The 19,627-nt window shown below is 45.4% G+C and carries 19 protein-coding genes; 7 read left to right on the top strand and 12 right to left on the bottom strand.

The genetic code is table 11. From position 1 onward, the window contains the following. Positions 1–307 precede the first annotated feature (307 nt). From I3248_RS01610 to I3248_RS01565, 10 genes are all read right to left on the bottom strand, one after another. Entirely contained in the window at positions 308–724 is a 417-nt protein-coding gene (locus tag I3248_RS01610) for a F0F1 ATP synthase subunit epsilon (protein ID WP_025646735.1), read from the bottom strand. A 110-nt stretch (positions 725–834) separates the two neighbouring features. Beyond that, positions 835–2,268 (bottom strand): F0F1 ATP synthase subunit beta, encoded by a 1,434-nt coding sequence (atpD, locus tag I3248_RS01605; protein WP_025646736.1) that lies wholly within the window; start codon positions 2,266–2,268, stop codon positions 835–837. A gap of 38 nt (positions 2,269–2,306) precedes the next feature. Then, positions 2,307–3,188 (bottom strand): F0F1 ATP synthase subunit gamma, encoded by an 882-nt coding sequence (atpG, locus tag I3248_RS01600; protein ID WP_025646737.1) that lies wholly within the window; start codon positions 3,186–3,188, stop codon positions 2,307–2,309. A 201-nt stretch (positions 3,189–3,389) separates the two neighbouring features. After that, a complete protein-coding gene (atpA, locus tag I3248_RS01595) occupies positions 3,390–4,934 on the bottom strand; it encodes a F0F1 ATP synthase subunit alpha (protein ID WP_201604062.1) in 1,545 nt (514 codons plus the stop codon). A gap of 108 nt (positions 4,935–5,042) precedes the next feature. Next, positions 5,043–5,666 carry a F0F1 ATP synthase subunit delta gene (locus tag I3248_RS01590; protein ID WP_238062293.1) on the bottom strand — a complete coding sequence of 208 codons (624 nt, stop codon included), beginning with the start codon at positions 5,664–5,666 and terminating at the stop codon, positions 5,043–5,045. A 13-nt stretch (positions 5,667–5,679) separates the two neighbouring features. Continuing rightward, positions 5,680–6,150, bottom strand: a complete 471-nt coding sequence (locus I3248_RS01585) for a F0F1 ATP synthase subunit B (protein WP_025646740.1) — start codon at positions 6,148–6,150, stop codon at positions 5,680–5,682. 137 nt (positions 6,151–6,287) lie between these two features. Further along, positions 6,288–6,536, bottom strand: coding sequence for a F0F1 ATP synthase subunit C (gene atpE / locus I3248_RS01580; RefSeq protein ID WP_010197960.1), 249 nt, complete (start codon positions 6,534–6,536; stop codon positions 6,288–6,290). Positions 6,537–6,569: 33 nt separating this feature from the next. After that, positions 6,570–7,436: a F0F1 ATP synthase subunit A gene (gene atpB, locus I3248_RS01575; protein ID WP_025646741.1), complete on the bottom strand. Its 867-nt coding sequence runs from the start codon at positions 7,434–7,436 to the stop codon at positions 6,570–6,572. Between the two features lie 601 nt (positions 7,437–8,037). Continuing rightward, positions 8,038–8,436, bottom strand: a complete 399-nt coding sequence (locus tag I3248_RS01570) for an ATP synthase subunit I (protein ID WP_025646743.1) — start codon at positions 8,434–8,436, stop codon at positions 8,038–8,040. 154 nt (positions 8,437–8,590) lie between these two features. Next, positions 8,591–9,463: a metal ABC transporter substrate-binding protein gene (locus I3248_RS01565; RefSeq protein ID WP_238062292.1), complete on the bottom strand. Its 873-nt coding sequence runs from the start codon at positions 9,461–9,463 to the stop codon at positions 8,591–8,593. Positions 9,464–9,582: 119 nt separating this feature from the next. On the opposite strand from I3248_RS01565, the gene I3248_RS01560 reads away from it, so the two are divergent. From I3248_RS01560 to gluQRS, 6 genes are all read left to right on the top strand, one after another. Continuing rightward, complete coding sequence (locus I3248_RS01560) at positions 9,583–10,101, top strand: transcriptional repressor (RefSeq protein WP_238062291.1); 519 nt, start codon at positions 9,583–9,585, stop codon at positions 10,099–10,101. A gap of 110 nt (positions 10,102–10,211) precedes the next feature. Then, positions 10,212–10,982 (top strand): metal ABC transporter ATP-binding protein, encoded by a 771-nt coding sequence (locus I3248_RS01555; RefSeq protein ID WP_238062290.1) that lies wholly within the window; start codon positions 10,212–10,214, stop codon positions 10,980–10,982. Between the two features lie 66 nt (positions 10,983–11,048). Further along, positions 11,049–11,867 (top strand): metal ABC transporter permease, encoded by an 819-nt coding sequence (locus tag I3248_RS01550; protein WP_025646747.1) that lies wholly within the window; start codon positions 11,049–11,051, stop codon positions 11,865–11,867. 202 nt (positions 11,868–12,069) lie between these two features. Further along, a complete protein-coding gene (locus tag I3248_RS01545; protein ID WP_238062289.1) occupies positions 12,070–12,915 on the top strand; it encodes a metallophosphoesterase in 846 nt (281 codons plus the stop codon). Positions 12,916–13,181: 266 nt separating this feature from the next. Then, positions 13,182–13,619, top strand: a complete 438-nt coding sequence (gene dksA, locus I3248_RS01540) for an RNA polymerase-binding protein DksA (protein ID WP_201556748.1) — start codon at positions 13,182–13,184, stop codon at positions 13,617–13,619. Positions 13,620–13,802: 183 nt separating this feature from the next. Then, entirely contained in the window at positions 13,803–14,753 is a 951-nt protein-coding gene (gene gluQRS, locus I3248_RS01535; protein WP_238062350.1) for a tRNA glutamyl-Q(34) synthetase GluQRS, read from the top strand. 10 nt (positions 14,754–14,763) lie between these two features. Here gluQRS and ftsW read toward each other — a convergent pair whose 3' ends face one another. Continuing rightward, positions 14,764–15,960 carry a putative lipid II flippase FtsW gene (ftsW, locus tag I3248_RS01530; RefSeq protein WP_025646751.1) on the bottom strand — a complete coding sequence of 399 codons (1,197 nt, stop codon included), beginning with the start codon at positions 15,958–15,960 and terminating at the stop codon, positions 14,764–14,766. Positions 15,961–16,105: 145 nt separating this feature from the next. Next, the gene (gene murD, locus I3248_RS01525) at positions 16,106–17,533 is read right to left on the bottom strand and encodes a UDP-N-acetylmuramoyl-L-alanine--D-glutamate ligase (protein WP_238062288.1); all 1,428 of its coding nucleotides are present in this window, start codon (positions 17,531–17,533) and stop codon (positions 16,106–16,108) included. Between the two features lie 534 nt (positions 17,534–18,067). On the opposite strand from murD, the gene I3248_RS01520 reads away from it, so the two are divergent. After that, entirely contained in the window at positions 18,068–19,567 is a 1,500-nt protein-coding gene (locus tag I3248_RS01520) for a SulP family inorganic anion transporter (RefSeq protein ID WP_238062287.1), read from the top strand. The last annotated feature ends 60 nt before the right edge of the window (positions 19,568–19,627 follow it).

Genomic DNA, 19,627 nt, shown 5'->3' with positions numbered 1-19,627 from the left:
GCCCGTCTAAAATCTTAGTTTTCGTCCGAAAGTAGGTAAATATAAAGCTTTCAAACAACATGGATACCAGTAGGCGTCATCTATTTATGAAAATTATAAATGAGTAGTTACGCTCGATACCTAGGGATAACTAATATAAATGCCGGATAGTGACAAACAAGGCCCGCTACTCTTTTATTATGTTAACAATATAACGAAATTCCTGCCTGACTACTAGGGTCTATAACCAAAAAAAACAGCCCAAATTGGACTGTTTCTAGTGAAACCTTGAACCTGACTTAAACGCTGATTAAGCGCATAAAACAGATTATGAGCGGTTTTGATACTTACGAATCGTTTGTAGCTGAGCGACTGATTCTGCTAATGAAGCAAGCGCGGCATTAGTCTGTACGGTATCTGTTTGGTTGACTAGTAACTGTTCAGCCTCCCGGCGCGCTTCGATGATTTTACTTTCATCAAGATTATGCGCACGCATAGCCGTATCGGCTAATACCGTAACCATCTTCGGCTGTACTTCAAGTACGCCGCCAGACACGTAGATGACTTCCTCTTGACCATCTGGCGTTTGTACTCGCATTGAGCCAGGCTTTAGCAAGGTAATCAATGGCGTGTGACCTGGTAGAACACCAATCTCGCCTTCGCTACCAGTGGCAATCAGCATACTGATCTCGCCTGAATATAGCTCTTCACGGGCGCTTACGACGCGGCATTGTAACGTTGCCATACCTAAATCCTTATTATGAAAAAGTCTTAAAAACAGCGGGCTTGCTATCGAGCCGACTAGCGAATGAACGTGATAAACACCCTTTATTCGCCAGACGACTCTTTAGCGATTTATGCTGCTGTAGATTTCATTTTTTCGGCCTTAGCGACAACTTCGTCGATACCGCCAGCCATATAGAATGCTTGTTCTGGTAGATCATCATATTCGCCTGCGATGATTGCTTTGAAGCTAGCAATAGTATCGCGTAGTGACACATATTTACCAGGCGCGCCGGTGAATACTTCGGCGACGTGGAATGGCTGTGATAAGAAACGCTGAATCTTACGTGCACGATAAACGACCAGTTTATCTTCTTCTGACAGCTCATCCATACCTAGGATGGCGATGATGTCTTTGAGCTCTTTATAGCGCTGCAATACTTCCTGTACACCGCGAGCAACGTTATAGTGCTCTTCACCGATAACTTGTGGATCTAGCTGACGTGAGGTTGAATCTAGTGGATCAACCGCAGGATAGATACCTTGTGATGCGATATCACGGCTTAGTACAACAGTCGCATCCAAGTGAGCAAACGTCGTTGCTGGCGATGGATCCGTCAAGTCATCGGCTGGTACATAAACGGCTTGAACTGAAGTAATAGAACCTGACTGAGTTGAGGTAATACGCTCTTGTAGTAAGCCCATCTCTTCAGCGAGTGTTGGCTGATAACCAACTGCTGATGGCATACGGCCTAACAGTGCTGATACTTCAGTACCTGCTAGTGTATAACGATAGATGTTATCAACAAACAAGAGTACGTCACGACCTTTGCCAGTGGCAGGATCTTTAGTATCACGGAAGTACTCAGCCATAGTTAGACCAGATAGTGCAACACGCAAACGGTTACCCGGTGGCTCATTCATCTGACCGTATACCATCGCAACTTTAGATTTGCTAAAGTCTTCAGTGTTGACAACGCCCGCTTCTTGCATTTCGTGATAGAAGTCGTTACCTTCACGAGTACGCTCACCAACACCAGCAAACACCGATAGACCTTCATGCTTTAGCGCGATGTTGTTGATCAGCTCCATCATGTTAACGGTTTTACCAACACCGGCACCACCGAACAGACCAACTTTACCACCTTTTGCAAACGGGCAAAGTAGATCGATAACTTTAATACCAGTCTCTAGCAGCTCAGTGCTGTTTGACTGCTCAGCATAGCTTGGTGCATCACGGTGGATAGACCACTTTTCTTCAGCTTGTACGGGACCTTCTTCATCGATAGGACGACCAAGAACATCCATGATACGGCCAAGCGTACCTGTACCAACTGGTACAGAAATAGCTGCACCGGTATTAGTCACTGGTAGGTTACGCTTTAGACCTTCAGTTGAGCCCATAGCAATCGTACGCACGATGCCATCACCTAACTGTTGCTGTACTTCTAGAGTGGTTTCGGTGCCATCAACTTGCAGGGCATCAAAAATCTGAGGAACTTCGTTACGGTTGAACTCGACGTCAAGAACCGCGCCAATAATCTGTACAATACGACCGCTACTCATTGCGTTCTCCTTGAACTTCTATATATGGTTGTAGTCAATTATGAAACAGCAGCAGCACCGCCAACGATTTCCGAGATTTCTCGGGTAATCGCCGCTTGACGCAGCTTGTTATAAACCAACTGTAAATCGTTAATTAGGTCACCAGCGTTATCAGTTGCCGCTTTCATAGCAACCATACGTGACGACTGTTCAGAGGCAATATTTTCCATGACCGCTTGATAAACGATCGATTCAATATAGCGTCCAAGTAATTCATCAATCAAAGTTTTGACATCAGGCTCGTAGATATAATCCCAACTAAGCTCAGTCTGCATACCGCTAGAATCACTATCAAATGACCCTTCAGGCAAAGGCACTAACTGGTTAACCGTTGGCTTTTGCGTCATGGCATTAACGAATTTGTTATAGACCACATAAATGCGATCAAGCTTGCCGTTAGCATAATCATCAAGCATCGCTTGTACGGGTGAATTTACCTGCTCGAAAGTCGGCTTATCGCCATAATCCGTCACCGCAGAGGTCACTTTTCCGCCAAAATTCTTGAAGAAGCTGACACCTTTGGCACCGATAACCGCAAATTCGGCTTGTACAGACTGATTTTGATAGTCTTGAATACTTGTGGATAAAGCTTTGAACAAATTAATGTTCAAGCCACCCGCTAGGCCACGATCCGAAGTGATAACAATATAGCCCACTTTATCAACCGGACGCGCTACCATATAAGGGTGTTTATAATCTGATGAGGCATGTACCAAATGCGAGATAACCCGGCGCATACTATCAGCATACGGGCGACCCACTTCCATGCGCTCTTGGGCACGGCGCATCTTACTCGCTGCAACCATTTGCATAGCGCGAGTAATCTTCTGGGTACTTTTAATACTGGTGACTTTGGCACGTATCTCTTTTAAGCTTGCCATAATGATTCCAATATAAGAGGGTTAAAAAGCAGTGGCGCATGCCGCATATGATAGAGAATTAACACTTAAAAATAAGGGTTATATGCGAGCATAACGCAATCTAATACCGATAAGGGTTAAAGCAGTGGCGCAACTATCTACTCAGACAACGCGCCACTTGGTATACGATAAGCTAAAACCAAATCGGCTTAACCCATTAAATTAATAACTGTGATTTTGTTTAAAAGTCTCAACAGCTGACTTCAAACGAGAAGCAATATCATCATTGTAATTTGCAGTCTCATTAATCTCGTTCATAAGCTCGCTCTGTTCGTCATGCATATAACGTAAGTAGCTTTCTTCAAAAGAACCGATTTTCTCTACCGGTACATCAGATAAGAAGCCTTCGTTTGAGGCATAAATAACTGCGGCCTGTTCAGCGATAGACATCGGCTGATATTGCTTTTGCTTCATCAGCTCTGTAACACGCTCACCATGGTCAAGCTGTTCACGAGTCGCATCATCAAGGTCAGATGCAAACTGAGCAAAGGCAGCCAATTCACGGTACTGTGCTAGTGCAGTACGGATACCACCTGAGAGCTTTTTGATGATCTTAGTCTGAGCAGAACCACCAACACGCGATACCGAGATACCAGCGTTGACTGCAGGACGGATACCTGAGTTAAATAGGCTTGATTCTAAGAAGATCTGACCATCAGTGATTGAAATCACGTTAGTCGGTACGAATGCAGATACGTCACCGGCTTGTGTTTCGATAATAGGTAGTGCGGTTAATGAACCCGTTTTACCTTTGACTTCACCGTTTGTGAAGTTCTCTACATAGTCCGCGTTGACGCGTGATGCACGCTCAAGTAGACGTGAATGTAGATAGAATACGTCACCAGGATACGCTTCACGGCCTGGCGGACGACGTAGTAGTAGTGAGATTTGACGATAAGCGACGGCTTGCTTTGATAAGTCATCAAATACAATCAGCGCATCTTCGCCGCGGTCACGGAAGTACTCGCCCATTGTACAGCCTGAGTACGGTGCGATGTACTGTAGCGCTGCCGGCTCAGAAGCAGAAGCAACAACAACAGTGGTATATTCTAGAGCGCCGGTTTGCTCAAGCTTACGTACGACGTTAGCGATAGTAGAGCGTTTTTGACCGATAGCCACGTAGACACACTTAATGCCAGAAGATTTCTGTGCGATGATCGCATCGATAGCCATAGCGGTTTTACCCGTCTGACGGTCACCAATGATAAGCTCACGCTGGCCACGACCGATTGGAATCATGGTATCAACGGCTTTATAACCGGTCATAACAGGCTGGTCTACTGATTGACGGTCGATAACGCCTGGAGCGATCTTTTCGACTTTATCTGTCATTTTGGCATCGATAGGACCTTTGCCGTCAATAGGGTTGCCTAAAGCATCAACAACACGGCCTAATAATTCAGGACCTACTGGTACTTCAAGAATGCGACCCGTGCAATAAGCTTTTTGGCCTTCTTGCAATTGCAGATAGTCACCGAGTACGACTGCGCCAACAGAATCACGCTCTAAGTTAAGCGCCATTCCGTAGATTTCGCCTTCAAACTCAATCATTTCGCCGTACATGGCATCTTCAAGACCATGAATTTGCACAATACCGTCAGATACTTTGACAATCGTGCCTTCATTCTTTGCAGTTGCACCTGCATCAAGGTCTTGAATACGCTGCTTAATCAGATTACTGATTTCCGCTGGATTCAGTTGTTGCATTGCCTTGTTTCCTTTAATTTATGATAACCCGCCCACTGACTTGAATGCTCTTACTATCACGTAGCCGCTACTCCTTACTAACATAGTAGCGCTACGCTTATACTGGCATTAGGCAGTTAGCTGTGTTTTTAACTGTTGTAACTTGCCGCGCATCGAATCATCAATGATTTTGTCACCGACTTTTATGGTAGCGCCTGCCAATAGACTAGGATCAACCGTTTCGTGAATCACCACAGTCGCATTGAGCGATGCAGCTAGGCGCGTTTGAATCGTTTCGCGCTGCGCGGCAGTCAATGGATAAGCGGTCGTGACATAAGCATCAAGCTGTTTCAAGCTACTCGCTTTATGGCTACGATAGTGCTGATAAACTTCAGGAAGTAGGGCTAGACGCTCTTGCTGCGCCAATTGCTCTACGAAGTTGTTTAGCGCTGGTGACACTTTAGGATAGCTAATACTATTACCATAGCGAGAGCCTTTGCTCTCGACTAGTAGTTGCTTAAAAGCAGAATCGTCATCACCAGCCACTTGTGAGTCATAAAGATCAACCAAAGCAGCTGACTTATGCTCAGCCGTGATGGCTGGGTTTTCTAGCCAATTACGAAACGCTTTGTCATTGACAACGTTGCTTGCGACAAACAAGAAATCTTCCCACTCGTTTACGGCCCCGTTCTCATTGGCATAGTCAAACGCGGCTCTTGCGTAGGGTCGTGCTAAGGTTGATAAATCAGCCATTATATCCTCACAGTTACAGCTTCGCCGCCAGTTGGTCTAACATGCTAGCATGTTTTTGCTCATCGACTCTATCTTGCAAAATCTTTTCTGCACCAAGGACAGAAAGCTCTGCAACTTGCGTGCGCAGTGACTCGCGCGCTTGATTGATCTCTTGATCAATTGACGCTTGAGCTTGCTGACGAATACGCTCACCTTCGGCTTGCGCTTGTGATTTTGCATCTTCGACCAGTTGATTAGCGCTCTTATTCGCCTGCTCAATTAAGGCTGCAGCTTTAGTCTTAGCCAGTTCAAGCTCTTGCTGGACATCTTGCTCTGCCGTAGCCAAGTCAGCTTTTGCTTTTTCAGCGGCATTTAGACCATCAGCGATTTTACGCTGACGCTCATTGATTGCGCCGATAAGTGGTGGCCACACGAATTTCATGCAAAAAACCACAAATATTGCAAAAGCAATGGCTTGACCGACGATGGTAAAATTGATGTTCACGTGATCACCTCTTTGTTAATGAAAAATCAGTTTCATTGATCCTGTCTGACCGTCCGACTCTGTATAACTTATAGGTTGTAACCTCAAAAAAGATAGACAACTTAAGACGGTCAAACATTTACAACTGAGCTTTCTGATTAACCTGCTAGAGGGTTAGCGAACAACAATAGCATAGCGATACCGACACCGATCATTGGGATCGCATCAAGTAGACCTGCTACGATGAACATACGGGTTTGCAATTGTGAACCAAGCTCTGGCTGACGGGCAACGCCTTCCAAGAATTTGCCACCTAAGATCGCAAAACCAATACCTGTGCCAAGTGCGCCTAAACCGATAAGTAGCGCTACTGCGATAACTGTGTAACCACCTAATACTGGATCCATTGATGTATCCTCATTTACCTATTGAATGTCTAATTAATGTTCAGTTGATGATGCTAGTGACAAATAAACTATCGTCAGCATCATGAATACGAACGCTTGAAGGGTAATAATTAAGATGTGGAAGATAGCCCACGGTACTGACAACGCCCATTGAATCCAAAAAGGCATTAGCGCGATCAGAATGAAAATCAACTCGCCGGCGTACATGTTACCAAATAGTCGTAACCCTAAAGAGATAGGTTTCGCTATCAGCGTTACAAACTCTAAGATAAAGTTTACCGGGATTAAAATAATTTGTAAGACAGGGTTTTTTGCGCTAAACGGATGCAGCGTCAGCTCTCCGACAAAGCCACCAACCCCTTTTTCTTTAATACTATAAAAAATAATCAACGCAAAGACAGCAAACGACATGCCAAGGGTGATATTAGGATCGGTTGTTGGAACGATTTTGAAGAAGACATGATGGGGATCATGACCCATAGCAGCACCGATTTGACCGGCAAGCGCTGGAATAAAGTCGACCGGCAGCAAATCCATCAAGTTCATCAAAAAGATCCAGACGAAGATAGTTAGTGCTAAAGGTGCAATCAGCTTTGAGGTGCCGCTATATGAATCGCGAACGTTATTATCAACGAATTCAACGATCATCTCGACAGCGGCTTGCGTTTTGCTAGGTACTCCTGAGGTTACCTTTCTGGCAACCATCCAAAAGATAGCACAAAATACTATGCCCAAACCTATTGACCACAACATAGAATCAAGGTGGATAGCGTTAAAGCCCATAGCAGTTGCTTCTTCAGCAGTGTAGGCAACTTTCCAACCTTCGCCCGGCAAATAGCCGTACGTCCAGTTTGTTAAGTGGTGAGAGATATATTCTGTTGTTGTTTGTTCGCCTGCCATAGTGTCAGCTTCTCATTAATCAACGATTTACTCAGCTACCAAAACATGGCTGTCATCTGATACGTGAGTGATTAGGATTACTCTTTACTGCGCTCATCTACCGTAAATTGCATTAATACGATAGCGCGCAAATACACGCTTAACAATAAGCGCTCCCATACTCAAATACAGCCATCCCAATCTAACCTGTGCGATTAGCACGAATGCTTTTTGTTAGCTTTGCATAAATTTTAGCTACCAAAAAAGGGCCTAAAAGTAATCACTACTAGCCCTTTATATATATACGCATATAAACTTTTTATATGCTAATTTGCCTATCCATTTGGCAAGCGTATTGCTCAAAAAATTATGCTTAAGCAAAACAATTAGCTGTGTATATTAATGCAACGTTGTATTCGTGTAAAGTCAATTATTGGTTTTTTATCAACTGTAACGCTAAGGTAGAAGGTGACATCCTCGCCCATATGGCTTCAAGTCGATAATTAAATTGTAAGATATTATGTTAATGGGTTGCCTTTAGCCCAAATTAGGCGTAAAGCGATTATAAAAAATCAAGAGCTATTCGTTTGTCGCTATAAGAAAATAGCTTACTTTCAAGAGGTTATTTTATTCGGCCAAGCATTAAGACATGGCTGATTTTCATCATGATAAAACCTGCAAATAAAGACAATACAGATAAAGGCTTCATCATGATAAAAATAAATGCAAAGCCAAAGACAGTCAGTAGCCATTTGAGCGCTTGACCGCGAAAAAATTGCTTAACGATATGATCGCGCGCACGATAGCCACTATGACTAAACGTAAAAGTGGCAAACACCATTTGCGTGACAAAACTAAGTGCCCCGCCGATAGCCGCACTTTTTGCGACGACTAGCTCGCCACCGAACCAAACGCGATCTATAAGCCAAGCGGCGATGATCACTAGTAGTAGCGCCCAAGTTTGCCGTTTCAGATAGACCTTTATTTGATCTTTTTGACTGCGTTTGGCAGGTTGGGTCATCAGCTATCCTAAAGTGTGAGATAAAGGTCAGTGTCTCACTAATTCAACTCATCAAGCGCGAGTATTATAAGGACTCAAGTTAGCTTTCGCAAGGAAAATACCGCTACTATCAAGTGTTTAGCCGGAGCCCAGCTTGCAGTCTAATCGCAAAAGACTAGTCTATACACTTCGCTATCTGCTGCGCCATCTGACTCCAGCCGGTCACAAAGTCGTCGCTGGCGCTCATATCTTCTAACTGCATAGTGGTTTTAACTGGTTGCAGCTTGGTAATAAGCCCTTTAGCAGGCTTACTTTGCGTCACTAAGCACATGCGTTTATTTGGACGCCGCTCACTCAGCTGGCGTATCTGGCTGGCTTTTGGCGCTAGATGATGATCGGCTGTTAAGCTACCAGCCAGCTGCAAATTCAGACTTGGTTCAAGATACTGATAAGCATCGTGATACGCCCAATAAGCGCTAACGGGTTGGCCACTACGCTTCTGACTAGCCACTGCCCTATCCATTCGCTGCGCAAATTTCTGTGCATTGGCTTGGTAGAGTGTTTTATTCTTTGGATCGGCATGACTATGAATGACGGCCAACGCCCGGGTAATGGCTTTGGCGTTTTCTGGGTCGAGCCAAATATGAGTATCTAAGGTATCGGCTAGTGGCTCACCTGCGACATCGCGCATTGGGTAACGCTTAAAAGCATCGAAGGCGAATAAGGATATGGCATTAGGCGCACTATCTAAAGTTGAAGCCAAGTTGTTCTCTAGTGGCGCGCCAAACCAAACCACAAAGGTGCTGTCTTGAACCGTTTTGATATCTTTTGGGCTAATGCTGCCGTGATGCCCTACTTCACCCGGGTTAAGTAGCTTTTTAGCGGAGGGTGCACCTTTTGTCACCGCTTCACTGAGCAAAAACAAAGGATAATTACTGACGCTTACGGTATCAGCCGCTTGCGCACTCGTGGTAAACAAACCTGCTAATAGTAAACCTGCTAGTAGATTTGTGAGCCAAGACTTCGGGGATAGTATTTTTTTATTCATGGTTTTTATCATGCCACTTTAGCCCATTGTTATTGACAGCTGTCATTAAAGTATCGATTTCTAATTGCATTATGTTATACTATAACAATAAAAAGTGCACGATTATTTTAGGAGCGGTTATGAGCCATTGTTCATTAGCTAGTCATCATCTGCATGATGTTCAGCAGTTCACTGCTAATGAGGTGCATGCGCGTCTAACTGCTGCTATAGAGCAATGCCGCCTTCGCGGTGCGCGATTCACCCCACTGCGTCAACAGATCTATGAGCTGATATTGCAGGCCGAGCGGCCCGTTGGTGCTTATGATTTGATTACCCAGTTGCAGCAAGCTCGTCTGCAAGATAACGACCATGAGCATCGGAATAAAAACGTCGCACCGCCTACGGTTTATCGGAGCTTAGAATTTTTATTAGGTGAGGGTCTGATTCATCAGCTCACCTCAATCAACGCTTATGTGCCTTGCTGTCATCCTCGCGCTGAGCACGCCGCGGCATTCTTGATCTGTGAGCAGTGTCAGCGAGTGCAAGAATGTAGCAGCTTACCGGTGCAAGAGATGATGAGCTTTGCCGAACAAGATGTAGGGTTTTTGGTCAATCATAGCGTCATCGAACTAAGCGGCCGCTGCCAAGCTTGTCAGTAGCTTTTATCATCGCTTTAACTTTTAACTCTTATGATGTTGTGTACATTAAGGGTTTACATCAAGCATAAAGCCACAAAGCCACAAAGCCATTTTTAACCCATAGGTCCGCTATGAGCGCAACCCCCTTACCGACTAAGCAAAATAGTAGTGCTAAGCTGCTAAGCCTAAACAATGTCAGCTACGATATTGATAGACAGCGCTTGCTGTCGCATATCAGCATCGATATCGCGGTTAATGAAACGGTGAGTCTGATCGGACCTAATGGCGCAGGCAAATCGACGTTAGTTAAGCTTATCTTAGGTCTGATAACCGCCAGCGAAGGTACTATAAAAGCGCATCAGCCCCTACAGCTTGGCTATGTGCCGCAGCGTTTTGCGGTGCCGCCTATTTTACCGCTACGAGTCAAAGACTTACTAGCGCAGGCGGATAAACGCCGACTACAGCCAGAGCAGCGGCAGTTTATTTTTGATAAGTTGTCGCTAAATCACCTGCTTTCACGGCAGATGGGTCATTTATCTGGTGGTGAGACGCAGCGCGTGCTACTAGCGCGCGCTTTACTAGATAAGCCGAACTTACTAATCTTAGATGAGCCGATGCAGGGGCTTGATCCTGATACTGAGGTTTGGCTCTATCAGTTCATTGATGAGCTGCCGGAGTTTTTGCGCTGCGCCATGCTTGTCGTATCACATGACCTGCATTGGGTAATGAAAGGTAGCCGGCGCGTTATTTGTCTCAATAAGCATATTTGCTGTGAAGGACAACCGAGCGAGCTTGCTATCACCAGCGAGTTTCAAAAGCTCTTTGGCCATCATTACGAGCAGCCTTATGTGCACCAGCATCACGCTTGTGAGCATCATGCCCCTAGCGATGTAGCGCCTTAAGCGCTCGTCATATGAGTACCCCTTTATCTTGAAACCCTTTTAGCGCCTATTTAACGGATATCAGTTATGACTGCTTGGTTGGCCATTATCGCTCCGGCTTGGATTGCCGGCAGTATTCTTGCGCTGCTCTCAGCGCCATTAGGCTGCCTTGTGTTATGGCGGCGTATGGCTTTTTTTGCCGATGCCTTAGCGCACGGTACGCTCTTGGGCGTGGGGCTTGCGGTGCTTTGGCAGCTACCCATGGGGGCGGGCGTTGGTATCGTCAGCGTGCTGGTAGTGCTCGGCTTAGTGGTCATTGACGATGAGCGTTTGCCAATGGATGCGGTGTTAGCCGTAGTTGCCGTCACTTTATTATGCTTAGGTTTACTGACGCTCACTCAATTAACTAACCAACAAGCCAACGTCTTAGGGTTTTTATTCGGTAATTTATTAGAGCTAGATTGGGCGGACTTGCCAATATTAGCAGCGAGCGTACTAATAGGCCTAGCCTTACTGATATACATTTGGCCAGCGCAAATCAAACTTGCCACTCATGAAGCCTTAGCTCGCATTCAAGGCGTTAATCCGGCTCGCCAGCGCTTGTTTTTTATGGGAATACTGGCAGGGTTTTGTGCGATTGCCTTACAAGCAGTCGGTAGCCTACTGATAAGCGGGCTTTTAGTACTACCTGCATTGAGCGCTAGATTATGGACGACATCGCCGAAGCAGATGGTCATATCTGCCCTCATCATCGCCCAATTCGGAGTGACTTTAGGAGTGTGGGGCAGTGTTTGGATGGATATACAAACCGGTCTGTCGATTGTTTTAGTGCTCGCTATTTTGTTTTTTATTGCGCTCTTATTCTCAAAACTATTCGCTAAATTGAACGTAACTAATCGCCAATAAAAATTAGGCTACGAGCGGCTACTATTAATAAGCGCACTTAGCTTTTATCGACTTTCTTTTACTAAGTAGTTGGTTGCTACCAAAAACTGTGCTATAAACAGGCAGATAGCTAATCGTTAAATGACTGATAGACGACTAGGAAGTATTAAGGTTATCAGAGCGTTTAGGATTATCGTCTACTATGGCCTAAGAGACCTTACTCATGCTGAGCTACCCTACTTACCGAGTTCATGCTCCAGATGGGCAGTTAAATGTTCTGCAAATTACCGATATGCATTTATTATCACCCGCTAGTACAGATAACGCTGAAGACCATAGCGATGAAAAACCCAACTGTCGACATTACTTTGAAGCCAATCTTGCTCAAGCGCTTGCTGAAGATATTCGCTGTGATTTGATACTCGTCACCGGCGACTTAGTCAGTAAGGTTGATAGCGTGACTTACGATCATATTTTTGAGGTACTTCATAGCACGCAGATACCTTTTGCTTGTATTGCAGGTAATCATGATGTCACCGACGAGTCGAGTCACGACCTGCCCTTTGAGCAACGTAAGCTGACCGCTTGTGCTATGGATCCGCGGCTACTGAGCCGGCATGTGATTGAAACAGACGCTTGGCAGCTGTTACTGCTAGACTCATCTATCCCTGGCCAAATTAGAGGTGCGGTGACTGAGGCGGATATGGACTGGCTGTGCGCGCAGCTTGCGACTTGTGATAAGCCGGCCTTATTAGCTGTACATCATCATGTGATGCCGATGTACTCTGAGTGGATAGATGCACACATGATAGAAAACGCCGATTATTTTTGGCAGCGTCTAGCCCCTTATGCGCACTTAAAGGTCATTGTCAGTGGTCATACGCATCAAGAGCAAGTCCGTCATCGTAACGGGGTCACAGTCTACTCGACACCATCGACTTGCTATCAGTTTATGCCTTATGAGGATGACTTTAGCTATGACAAACAAGCACATGCCGGCTATCGCTGGTTGCAATTAGCCAACAATGGCAATCTTGCAAGCTGGGTCAAAAGACTAGATACTTGGTAGCCAGTTTTTAGTGGCATAATGAATAATAGTGACAGTGGACGTTGGTTAGTATAATAATGATAAAGGAAGTTATCATTATTAGGTTAATATTAGCGATTGATAACGTATGGCATCACATTGATGTTAGGTTTATCTATCCTATGATTGGCGTACCCCGTGGTGAAACGTTCTAAAAAGGACAAGTCGCAGGGCGATAGAGAGCTTTTGAAGTCTTGTCTTTTGCAACATCGTTTTGTTGAATTAATTTGGAAAAATAGGATACCCTTATGAGCACTTCAACGACGTCTCCAGCTGAGGTAAAATTTACCCCTTATGTTCCTGCCAAAGACGAAGAATATATGTCTGATGCGCAGCTTGAACATTTTAAAGCAATCTTACTGGACTGGAAAAACCAGCTAATCGGTGAGGCTGACCGTACTAAGACTTATATCCAAGACGAGTCGAGCGCCATGCCAGACATCAACGACAGAGCGACTCAAGAAGAAGAGTTCGCCTTAGCACTGCGTACTCGTGACCGTGAGCGTAAACTGATTCGCAAGATCGATAAGTCGATGGCTGAGATTGAAAATGACGACTATGGCTTTTGTGAGACTTGCGGAGTGGAGATCGGCTTGCGTCGTCTAGAAGCGCGTCCAACCGCGACGCAATGTATCGATTGCAAAACCTTATCGGAGATGAAAGAGCGTCAAAACCAGGGTCAATAATACTCCCTTACTGATATCTATACCTTCTCAAAGCGAGCGCTCTTGATAGAGTCGCTCGCTTTATTTTGCCCGTCATTTGTCTCTACCTGTCATTTGCCTCTAATAGTACGCTACTGAAAATCAATATATTTTATCCGTCAGTTTAGTTATGCTATAGCCCTTCTCTCACTTTGGTAGTGCTTTATTTTGACAACGGTTACTCATCCTTCTTTATCATCAAGGCCTGATACAACAGATCTGCCCATAGGTCGTTTTGCCCCCTCTCCTACTGGTGAGTTACATTTAGGCTCTTTGACGACAGCGCTAGCCAGCTACTGTCATATCAAATCCTTGGGCGGAAAATGGCTACTGCGCATAGAAGATACGGATACTGAGCGCTGTGATCGGCAGTTCACCGAACAGATATTAATAGACCTAGAAACGCTTGGTCTATACTGGGATGGTGATATTATTCATCAATCTGAGCGCATCGACATCTATAACGACTACTTACAGACGGTGCTAGCCCCTTTAACTTATGGCTGCCAATGCTCACGTAAAAGCTTAGCCAGATATTGGGATAATAGAAAAAAGGTTAGTGGTTCATCCCCCAACCAGCAACGTTATCCGCGCTGCTGTATTAATGATGTCTTAGATAAAAAGGAGCATAAGCTACGCTTGCAGCTTCCAGATTATGCCATTGGTTTTATGGATGGTATTCAAGGGATGCAGTGGGATAATCCGCAACAGACTTTGGGCGATATGGTGGTCCGTCGGCAAGATGGCATGATTAATTATATTTTGGCCGCGAGTATCGATGATGGCTTACAAGGTATCACTCACATCATGCGCGGTCTAGATATTTTGCCAATGACTACCGCGCAAATCAGCTTATTACAAATGGCAGGCTTGCCGACTGTTAGCTACTGGTATCATTTGCCCCTGATCTGCCATACCAATGGACAAAAACTCTCTAAACAAAACCTAGCTCAGCCTATCGATACACGTGATCCAAGCGCACTTATCGCGCAAGCTCTCAAATTATTGCAACAACAGCCCGTTGATTTGGACACGCCAGAGCGTATGCTAAAACAAGCTATTGACCAATGGGACAATACCCCACTACAAAACAAACAGCAATTGGCTACTCTTTAAGCGCTAGCTGCTAATAATGACGACATTGGCTCTTTTCGATCTCAGGGCTCTCTTTATATATTTTAAGCAGCAGCGCGACCATCACTAAGCTAATCAGCATCGAGGAGCCGCCATAGCTAAAGAAAGGCATAGTTAGTCCTTTGGTCGGCATTGCCCCCATATTCATCGCGGCATTAATAATCGTCTGAGCAATAAAGATAATACCGATACCAAAAGCGGTATAACTCATGCGCATCTGCCGACGTTTGAGCGCGTTATAACTAATGCGCATAGCGCTACCGATGATCAAGGCTTCGAGCAGCAGTATCAAAGTCACGCCAACAAACCCTAACTCCTCGCCAGTAATTGCCAATAAGAAGTCGGTATGCGCTTCTGGTAAGTGCGAAAGCTTCTGTACGCTCTCACCGTAACCGACTCCGGTAAACTGACCACGGCCAAAGGCGATCAAACTGCGCGCCAGCTGATAATCAGTATCTTGGATATCATCGAAAGGATCTAAGAACGACAAAGCTCGCGTCAATCGATATTGAACCAAAGTTACTGCCAATACCCCAAGTACACTCACCACCGCCCCTAACGCTATAAACTGCTTATAGGGCGCGCCGGCTATATAAAATATCGCAAATACCGTCCCGACGATGACTACTAGTGAGCCAAAGTCTGGCTGCAATAACAGTAAAAAAGTCAGCAGGCCAATCACTAGTGATATACGCAGAAAACCATCCCAACCATTACGCACCTCAAACGAGCGGCGCACCACAAAGTCAGCGACAAAGACAATAACAACTAGCTTGGCAAGCTCAGCCACCTGAAAATTAAAACCTCCTAAACTCAGCCAACGCTTGGAGCCATTAATTGGCGTACCAAATAACGTGATGACTAATAATAGCGCTGTCACCATCAATAAAAAGAACTGCGTACCCGTCTGGTACAACATCTTAAGTGGTACAAACTTATAAGGTAAGAACGCCAAAAATAAGCCAATGCACATATAGAGCAGTTGGTTGTTGAAAAAATAGAGCTCTGTCATCCCACGACTGAGCGCAAAGGGTATAGAAGCAGAAGCAACCATCAGCAAACTTAGCACCATCATGCAGCCCACGCTAGCTATCAAAATAGCGCGAGCTGAAGGTAGGGACAACACGCCATCACTACCGGTTTTGGCATAAGAGCTGGAGTTTGAGCGAGAAAAAAAGGAGAGCGCCATAATATTCAAATATACTAACAAACAAAAAGTACGGCGTTCAGCGAACACCACCATCAAAATCTAAAAAATAACTTATGCCAGTTTTATTATAAACTATAGAATAAATAACCAATAATATCCATCACTTATAAGAGTAAGAGACCATTTAGCTATCGGCAGTATCTGACGTCATGAGCTGCTGTACGAGCTGACTAAAACGCTCACCGCGCTCAGCATAACCACTGAACTGATCGAAGCTGGCACAAGCTGGCGATAACAGTACCGCTTGTACCTGCGATAAGCTACTATCCGTCACTTGCTGAACGCAAGTAAAAGCCTGATCTAACGTCTGGCATTGATGCAATCTGACATCATCGCTAAGCTCAGTATCGCGCAGGTGCTGCTCGATAAGTTTAGCATCTTCACCGATGATGAGGACTTGGCTGACATATTGATTGATAAGCGGCGTCAACTCACCAAACTGCTGGCCTTTTGCTTGACCGCCTAATATTAGTAGCAGCTTACCATCTTTTGGAGCATAAACGGCTCCTAGGCCTTCAACCGCTGCCATAGTTGAGCCGATATTAGTACCCTTTGAGTCATTGAAATAGTCGATATCAGTCACTGAAGCTACAAACTGGCACCGATGATCAAGCCCCGTAAACTGCTGTAATGTGTCGAGCATACTCTCTAAAGGCAGTCCTGCCAGCTCCCCTAAAGCGAGCGCGGCTTGGGCATTGAGTAAGTTATGACGGCCTTTGACCGGTAGTTTATCAGCAGATAATAGACGCTCGGTACCGCGAGCCAAATAAATTTGTCCATCAGGATCAGTGATCAAACCATACTGGCCTTTATCAGGAGCATGAATGCCGACGCTAATACGAGGCAAGTTGTCTGCGACTAAAGGCCGAGTCAGCGCGTCTTCACGGTTGACAACTACTGACTTTGCGCCTTGAAAGATACGGTGCTTGGCCTGATGATAGCCGAGCATATCGCCATGACGGTCTAGATGATCCGGCGACATATTGAGTACAGTCGCTACTTGCGCGCCTAGGTTAGTAACGGTCTCTAACTGAAAGCTTGATAGCTCAAGAACCGCTAGTTCCATCTCTTTATTGGCTAATAGGTTTAACGCCGGCACGCCGATATTGCCGCCGACGCCTACTTGTACACCAGCATCACCTGCCATCTGTCCCACTAAGGTAGTAACGGTGCTTTTGGCATTGGAGCCGGTGATAGCGACTATCGGTGCACTACACGCTTCACAAAACAGCTGAATGTCACTGACGACAGGGATATTCGCTTGCCGTGCTTGCGCTACGGCCTCAGTTGCCAAAGAAATACCAGGACTGATGATAATACGCGCCGCTTGCAGCAATAACTCGCTATCAATCCCGCCAAATTGACGAATCTCAACCGCAGCTGGTAGCTGGTCAGCCAAGACTGGCGTAGAGTTATTATCAGTGACGGCAACTCGGTAGCCTTGCTCGGTAAGATAATGCGCTACTGATAATCCGGACTGCCCTAAGCCGACGACGACTTGTAGGCCACTGCCTTTATGAATCAATGTCGCTGGTGCCGCAGAGATCGACATATACTTTCCTTCTCTTAAACTATGGAGGCGCTCTGAAAACGTTGCTCAGTGATGAGAGCGGTCACGTCATTTTGAACGATAAGTATAAGCATGATAACGGTAACGTCGATATTTCGGTACTGCTTTTTTGCCACTTTGTGCTATTATGCCCATGTTTTTATCGCTACTGGCGAATGGCCATATGCTATGTATTAATAACTAAGGGCTAAACGCTTAGCTTTTTATTAGTTTAGCATGTTGCCACTAGCGGCATACCTTTGCCTCTATTATCATTTTTGTCAAATGAGCGAGCGTTACCGTTTTGGTATCGTGCCAGTGAGCTGACAGTCTCATATATTAAGATTGAGCACCATCATTAAACCTTATTATACTTCTACTCGTTATTGGCTTTTGCTGCTGTGCAAGTGCCATACTGTTTGACAGACGCAGTCTGTTAAGCCACGCCTTAGCTCTCTTGTCAGTGACTATTATTAATAGATAATAGGCCCACGATCAGCGACTTCCTTTTTGTCTTTTATTGTATGCAGCTTACTTATGATATCTTTTGTTGATAACTTACGTGATGAGTGGTTTTCTAATGTTCGCGGCGATATCTTGTCAGGACTTGTCGTCGCCCTCGCTTTGATTCCAGAAGCCATCGCTTTCTCTATTATCGCCGGCGTGGATCCAAAAGTAGGTTTGTACGCCTCCTTTTGTATCGCTGTGGTCATAAGCTTCGTTGGCGGACGTCCAGGGATGATTTCGGCGGCCACCGGTGCGATGGCGTTAGTCATGGTCGATCTCGTCGCCGATCACGGGCTGCAATATCTGCTAGCAGCAACCTTGCTATGCGGCGGTATTCAGGTGGTGATGGGTATCTTAAAGCTTGGCAATCTCATGCGCTTTGTCTCGCGCTCAGTGGTGATAGGCTTTGTCAATGCGCTCGCGATTTTGATCTTCGCCGCCCAGCTCCCTGAGCTTAATCCGATGACGGAGCGGGTCGGTATGACCGTCTATATCATGACGGCAGTAGGCCTTGCGATCATTTATCTGTTTCCGCTCATTCCGAAGATTGGCCGCGTTATCCCTTCACCGCTGATCTGTATCGTCGGTTTAACGGCGGTTGCGATGTATATGAACCTAGACATTCGTAATGTCGGTAGTATGGGCGATCTGCCTGACTCATTGCCGGTATTCTTATTGCCAGATATTCCACTTAACCTTGAGACGTTACTTATCATCGCCCCCTACTCCATCGCTTTGGCTATCGTCGGTCTGCTTGAGTCGATGATGACTGCCACCATCGTTGATGAGCTTACTGATACGCCAAGTGATAAGAATAAAGAGTGCCGCGGTCAAGGTATCGCTAACGTCGTTTCTGGATTTTTTGGTGGTATGGCGGGCTGTGCGATGATCGGTCAATCGATGATCAACGTAAAATCTGGTGGCCGTACTCGTTTATCGACTTTGATAGCGGGCGTGGTGCTACTGATTATGGTGGTATTCCTGAGCGAATGGGTCAGTCAGATTCCGATGGCAGCGCTCGTGGCAGTGATGATTATGGTCTCTATTGGTACCTTTAACTGGCAGTCTATTCGCGAGTTTAAAACGCACCCTATGTCATTTAACATTGTGATGCTAGCGACAGTATTGACGACCGTCATCACTCACAACCTTGCTTATGGTGTTGGAGTTGGCGTACTACTATCCGCCTTAGCCTTTGCCAATAAGATTGGCCAGTTCTTGACTATATATAGCGATTATGACGATAGTAGCAATACGCGCTATTATTATGTGCAAGGGCAAGTGTTTTTTGCCTCGACCACGCAATTTCTGAACAGCTTCGATACCAAAGAGGCTTTAGATACCATTCATATCGATGTCAGCCAAGCGCACTTTTGGGATGTCAGCGCTGTCGATACGCTTGATAAGTTGGTCATGCGCTTGCAACGCGAGGGTATTGATGTCAAAGTAGTTGGACTAAACAATGCAAGTCGTACTTTGATCGATCGCTTCTCCATCCATGATCGCCGCGATATTGGATTGCTTGACTAGATAGCTTGTGTCATTTACTGACGTCATTTAGAAGCTACTTAATGTAGATAACGGGTTGCA

The sequence above is a fragment of the Psychrobacter sp. Ps3 genome, from assembly GCF_022129275.1.
GTDB lineage: Bacteria > Pseudomonadota > Gammaproteobacteria > Pseudomonadales > Moraxellaceae > Psychrobacter > Psychrobacter submarinus.
Note: the sequence above shows the minus strand (reverse complement) of the source record. Positions and strands in the feature narration are given on the sequence as shown.

Excerpts from the sequence above, each read along its gene's own strand:
- I3248_RS01610 (WP_025646735.1), bottom strand. The coding sequence starts at position 724 with ATGGCAACGTTACAATGCCGCGTCGTAAGCGCCCGTGAAGAGCTATAT.
- I3248_RS01570 (WP_025646743.1), bottom strand. The coding sequence starts at position 8,436 with ATGACCCAACCTGCCAAACGCAGTCAAAAAGATCAAATAAAGGTCTAT.
- I3248_RS01520 (WP_238062287.1), top strand. The coding sequence starts at position 18,068 with ATGATATCTTTTGTTGATAACTTACGTGATGAGTGGTTTTCTAATGTT.
- atpB (WP_025646741.1), bottom strand. The coding sequence starts at position 7,436 with ATGGCAGGCGAACAAACAACAACAGAATATATCTCTCACCACTTAACA.
- murD (WP_238062288.1), bottom strand. The coding sequence starts at position 17,533 with ATGTCGATCTCTGCGGCACCAGCGACATTGATTCATAAAGGCAGTGGC.
- I3248_RS01565 (WP_238062292.1), bottom strand. The coding sequence starts at position 9,463 with ATGAATAAAAAAATACTATCCCCGAAGTCTTGGCTCACAAATCTACTA.
- I3248_RS01560 (WP_238062291.1), top strand. The coding sequence starts at position 9,583 with ATGAGCCATTGTTCATTAGCTAGTCATCATCTGCATGATGTTCAGCAG.
- I3248_RS01590 (WP_238062293.1), bottom strand. The coding sequence starts at position 5,666 with ATGGCTGATTTATCAACCTTAGCACGACCCTACGCAAGAGCCGCGTTT.
- atpE (WP_010197960.1), bottom strand. The coding sequence starts at position 6,536 with ATGGATCCAGTATTAGGTGGTTACACAGTTATCGCAGTAGCGCTACTT.
- atpD (WP_025646736.1), bottom strand. The coding sequence starts at position 2,268 with ATGAGTAGCGGTCGTATTGTACAGATTATTGGCGCGGTTCTTGACGTC.
- I3248_RS01545 (WP_238062289.1), top strand. The coding sequence starts at position 12,070 with ATGCTGAGCTACCCTACTTACCGAGTTCATGCTCCAGATGGGCAGTTA.
- dksA (WP_201556748.1), top strand. The coding sequence starts at position 13,182 with ATGAGCACTTCAACGACGTCTCCAGCTGAGGTAAAATTTACCCCTTAT.
- atpA (WP_201604062.1), bottom strand. The coding sequence starts at position 4,934 with ATGCAACAACTGAATCCAGCGGAAATCAGTAATCTGATTAAGCAGCGT.
- ftsW (WP_025646751.1), bottom strand. The coding sequence starts at position 15,960 with ATGGCGCTCTCCTTTTTTTCTCGCTCAAACTCCAGCTCTTATGCCAAA.
- I3248_RS01555 (WP_238062290.1), top strand. The coding sequence starts at position 10,212 with ATGAGCGCAACCCCCTTACCGACTAAGCAAAATAGTAGTGCTAAGCTG.
- I3248_RS01550 (WP_025646747.1), top strand. The coding sequence starts at position 11,049 with ATGACTGCTTGGTTGGCCATTATCGCTCCGGCTTGGATTGCCGGCAGT.
- atpG (WP_025646737.1), bottom strand. The coding sequence starts at position 3,188 with ATGGCAAGCTTAAAAGAGATACGTGCCAAAGTCACCAGTATTAAAAGT.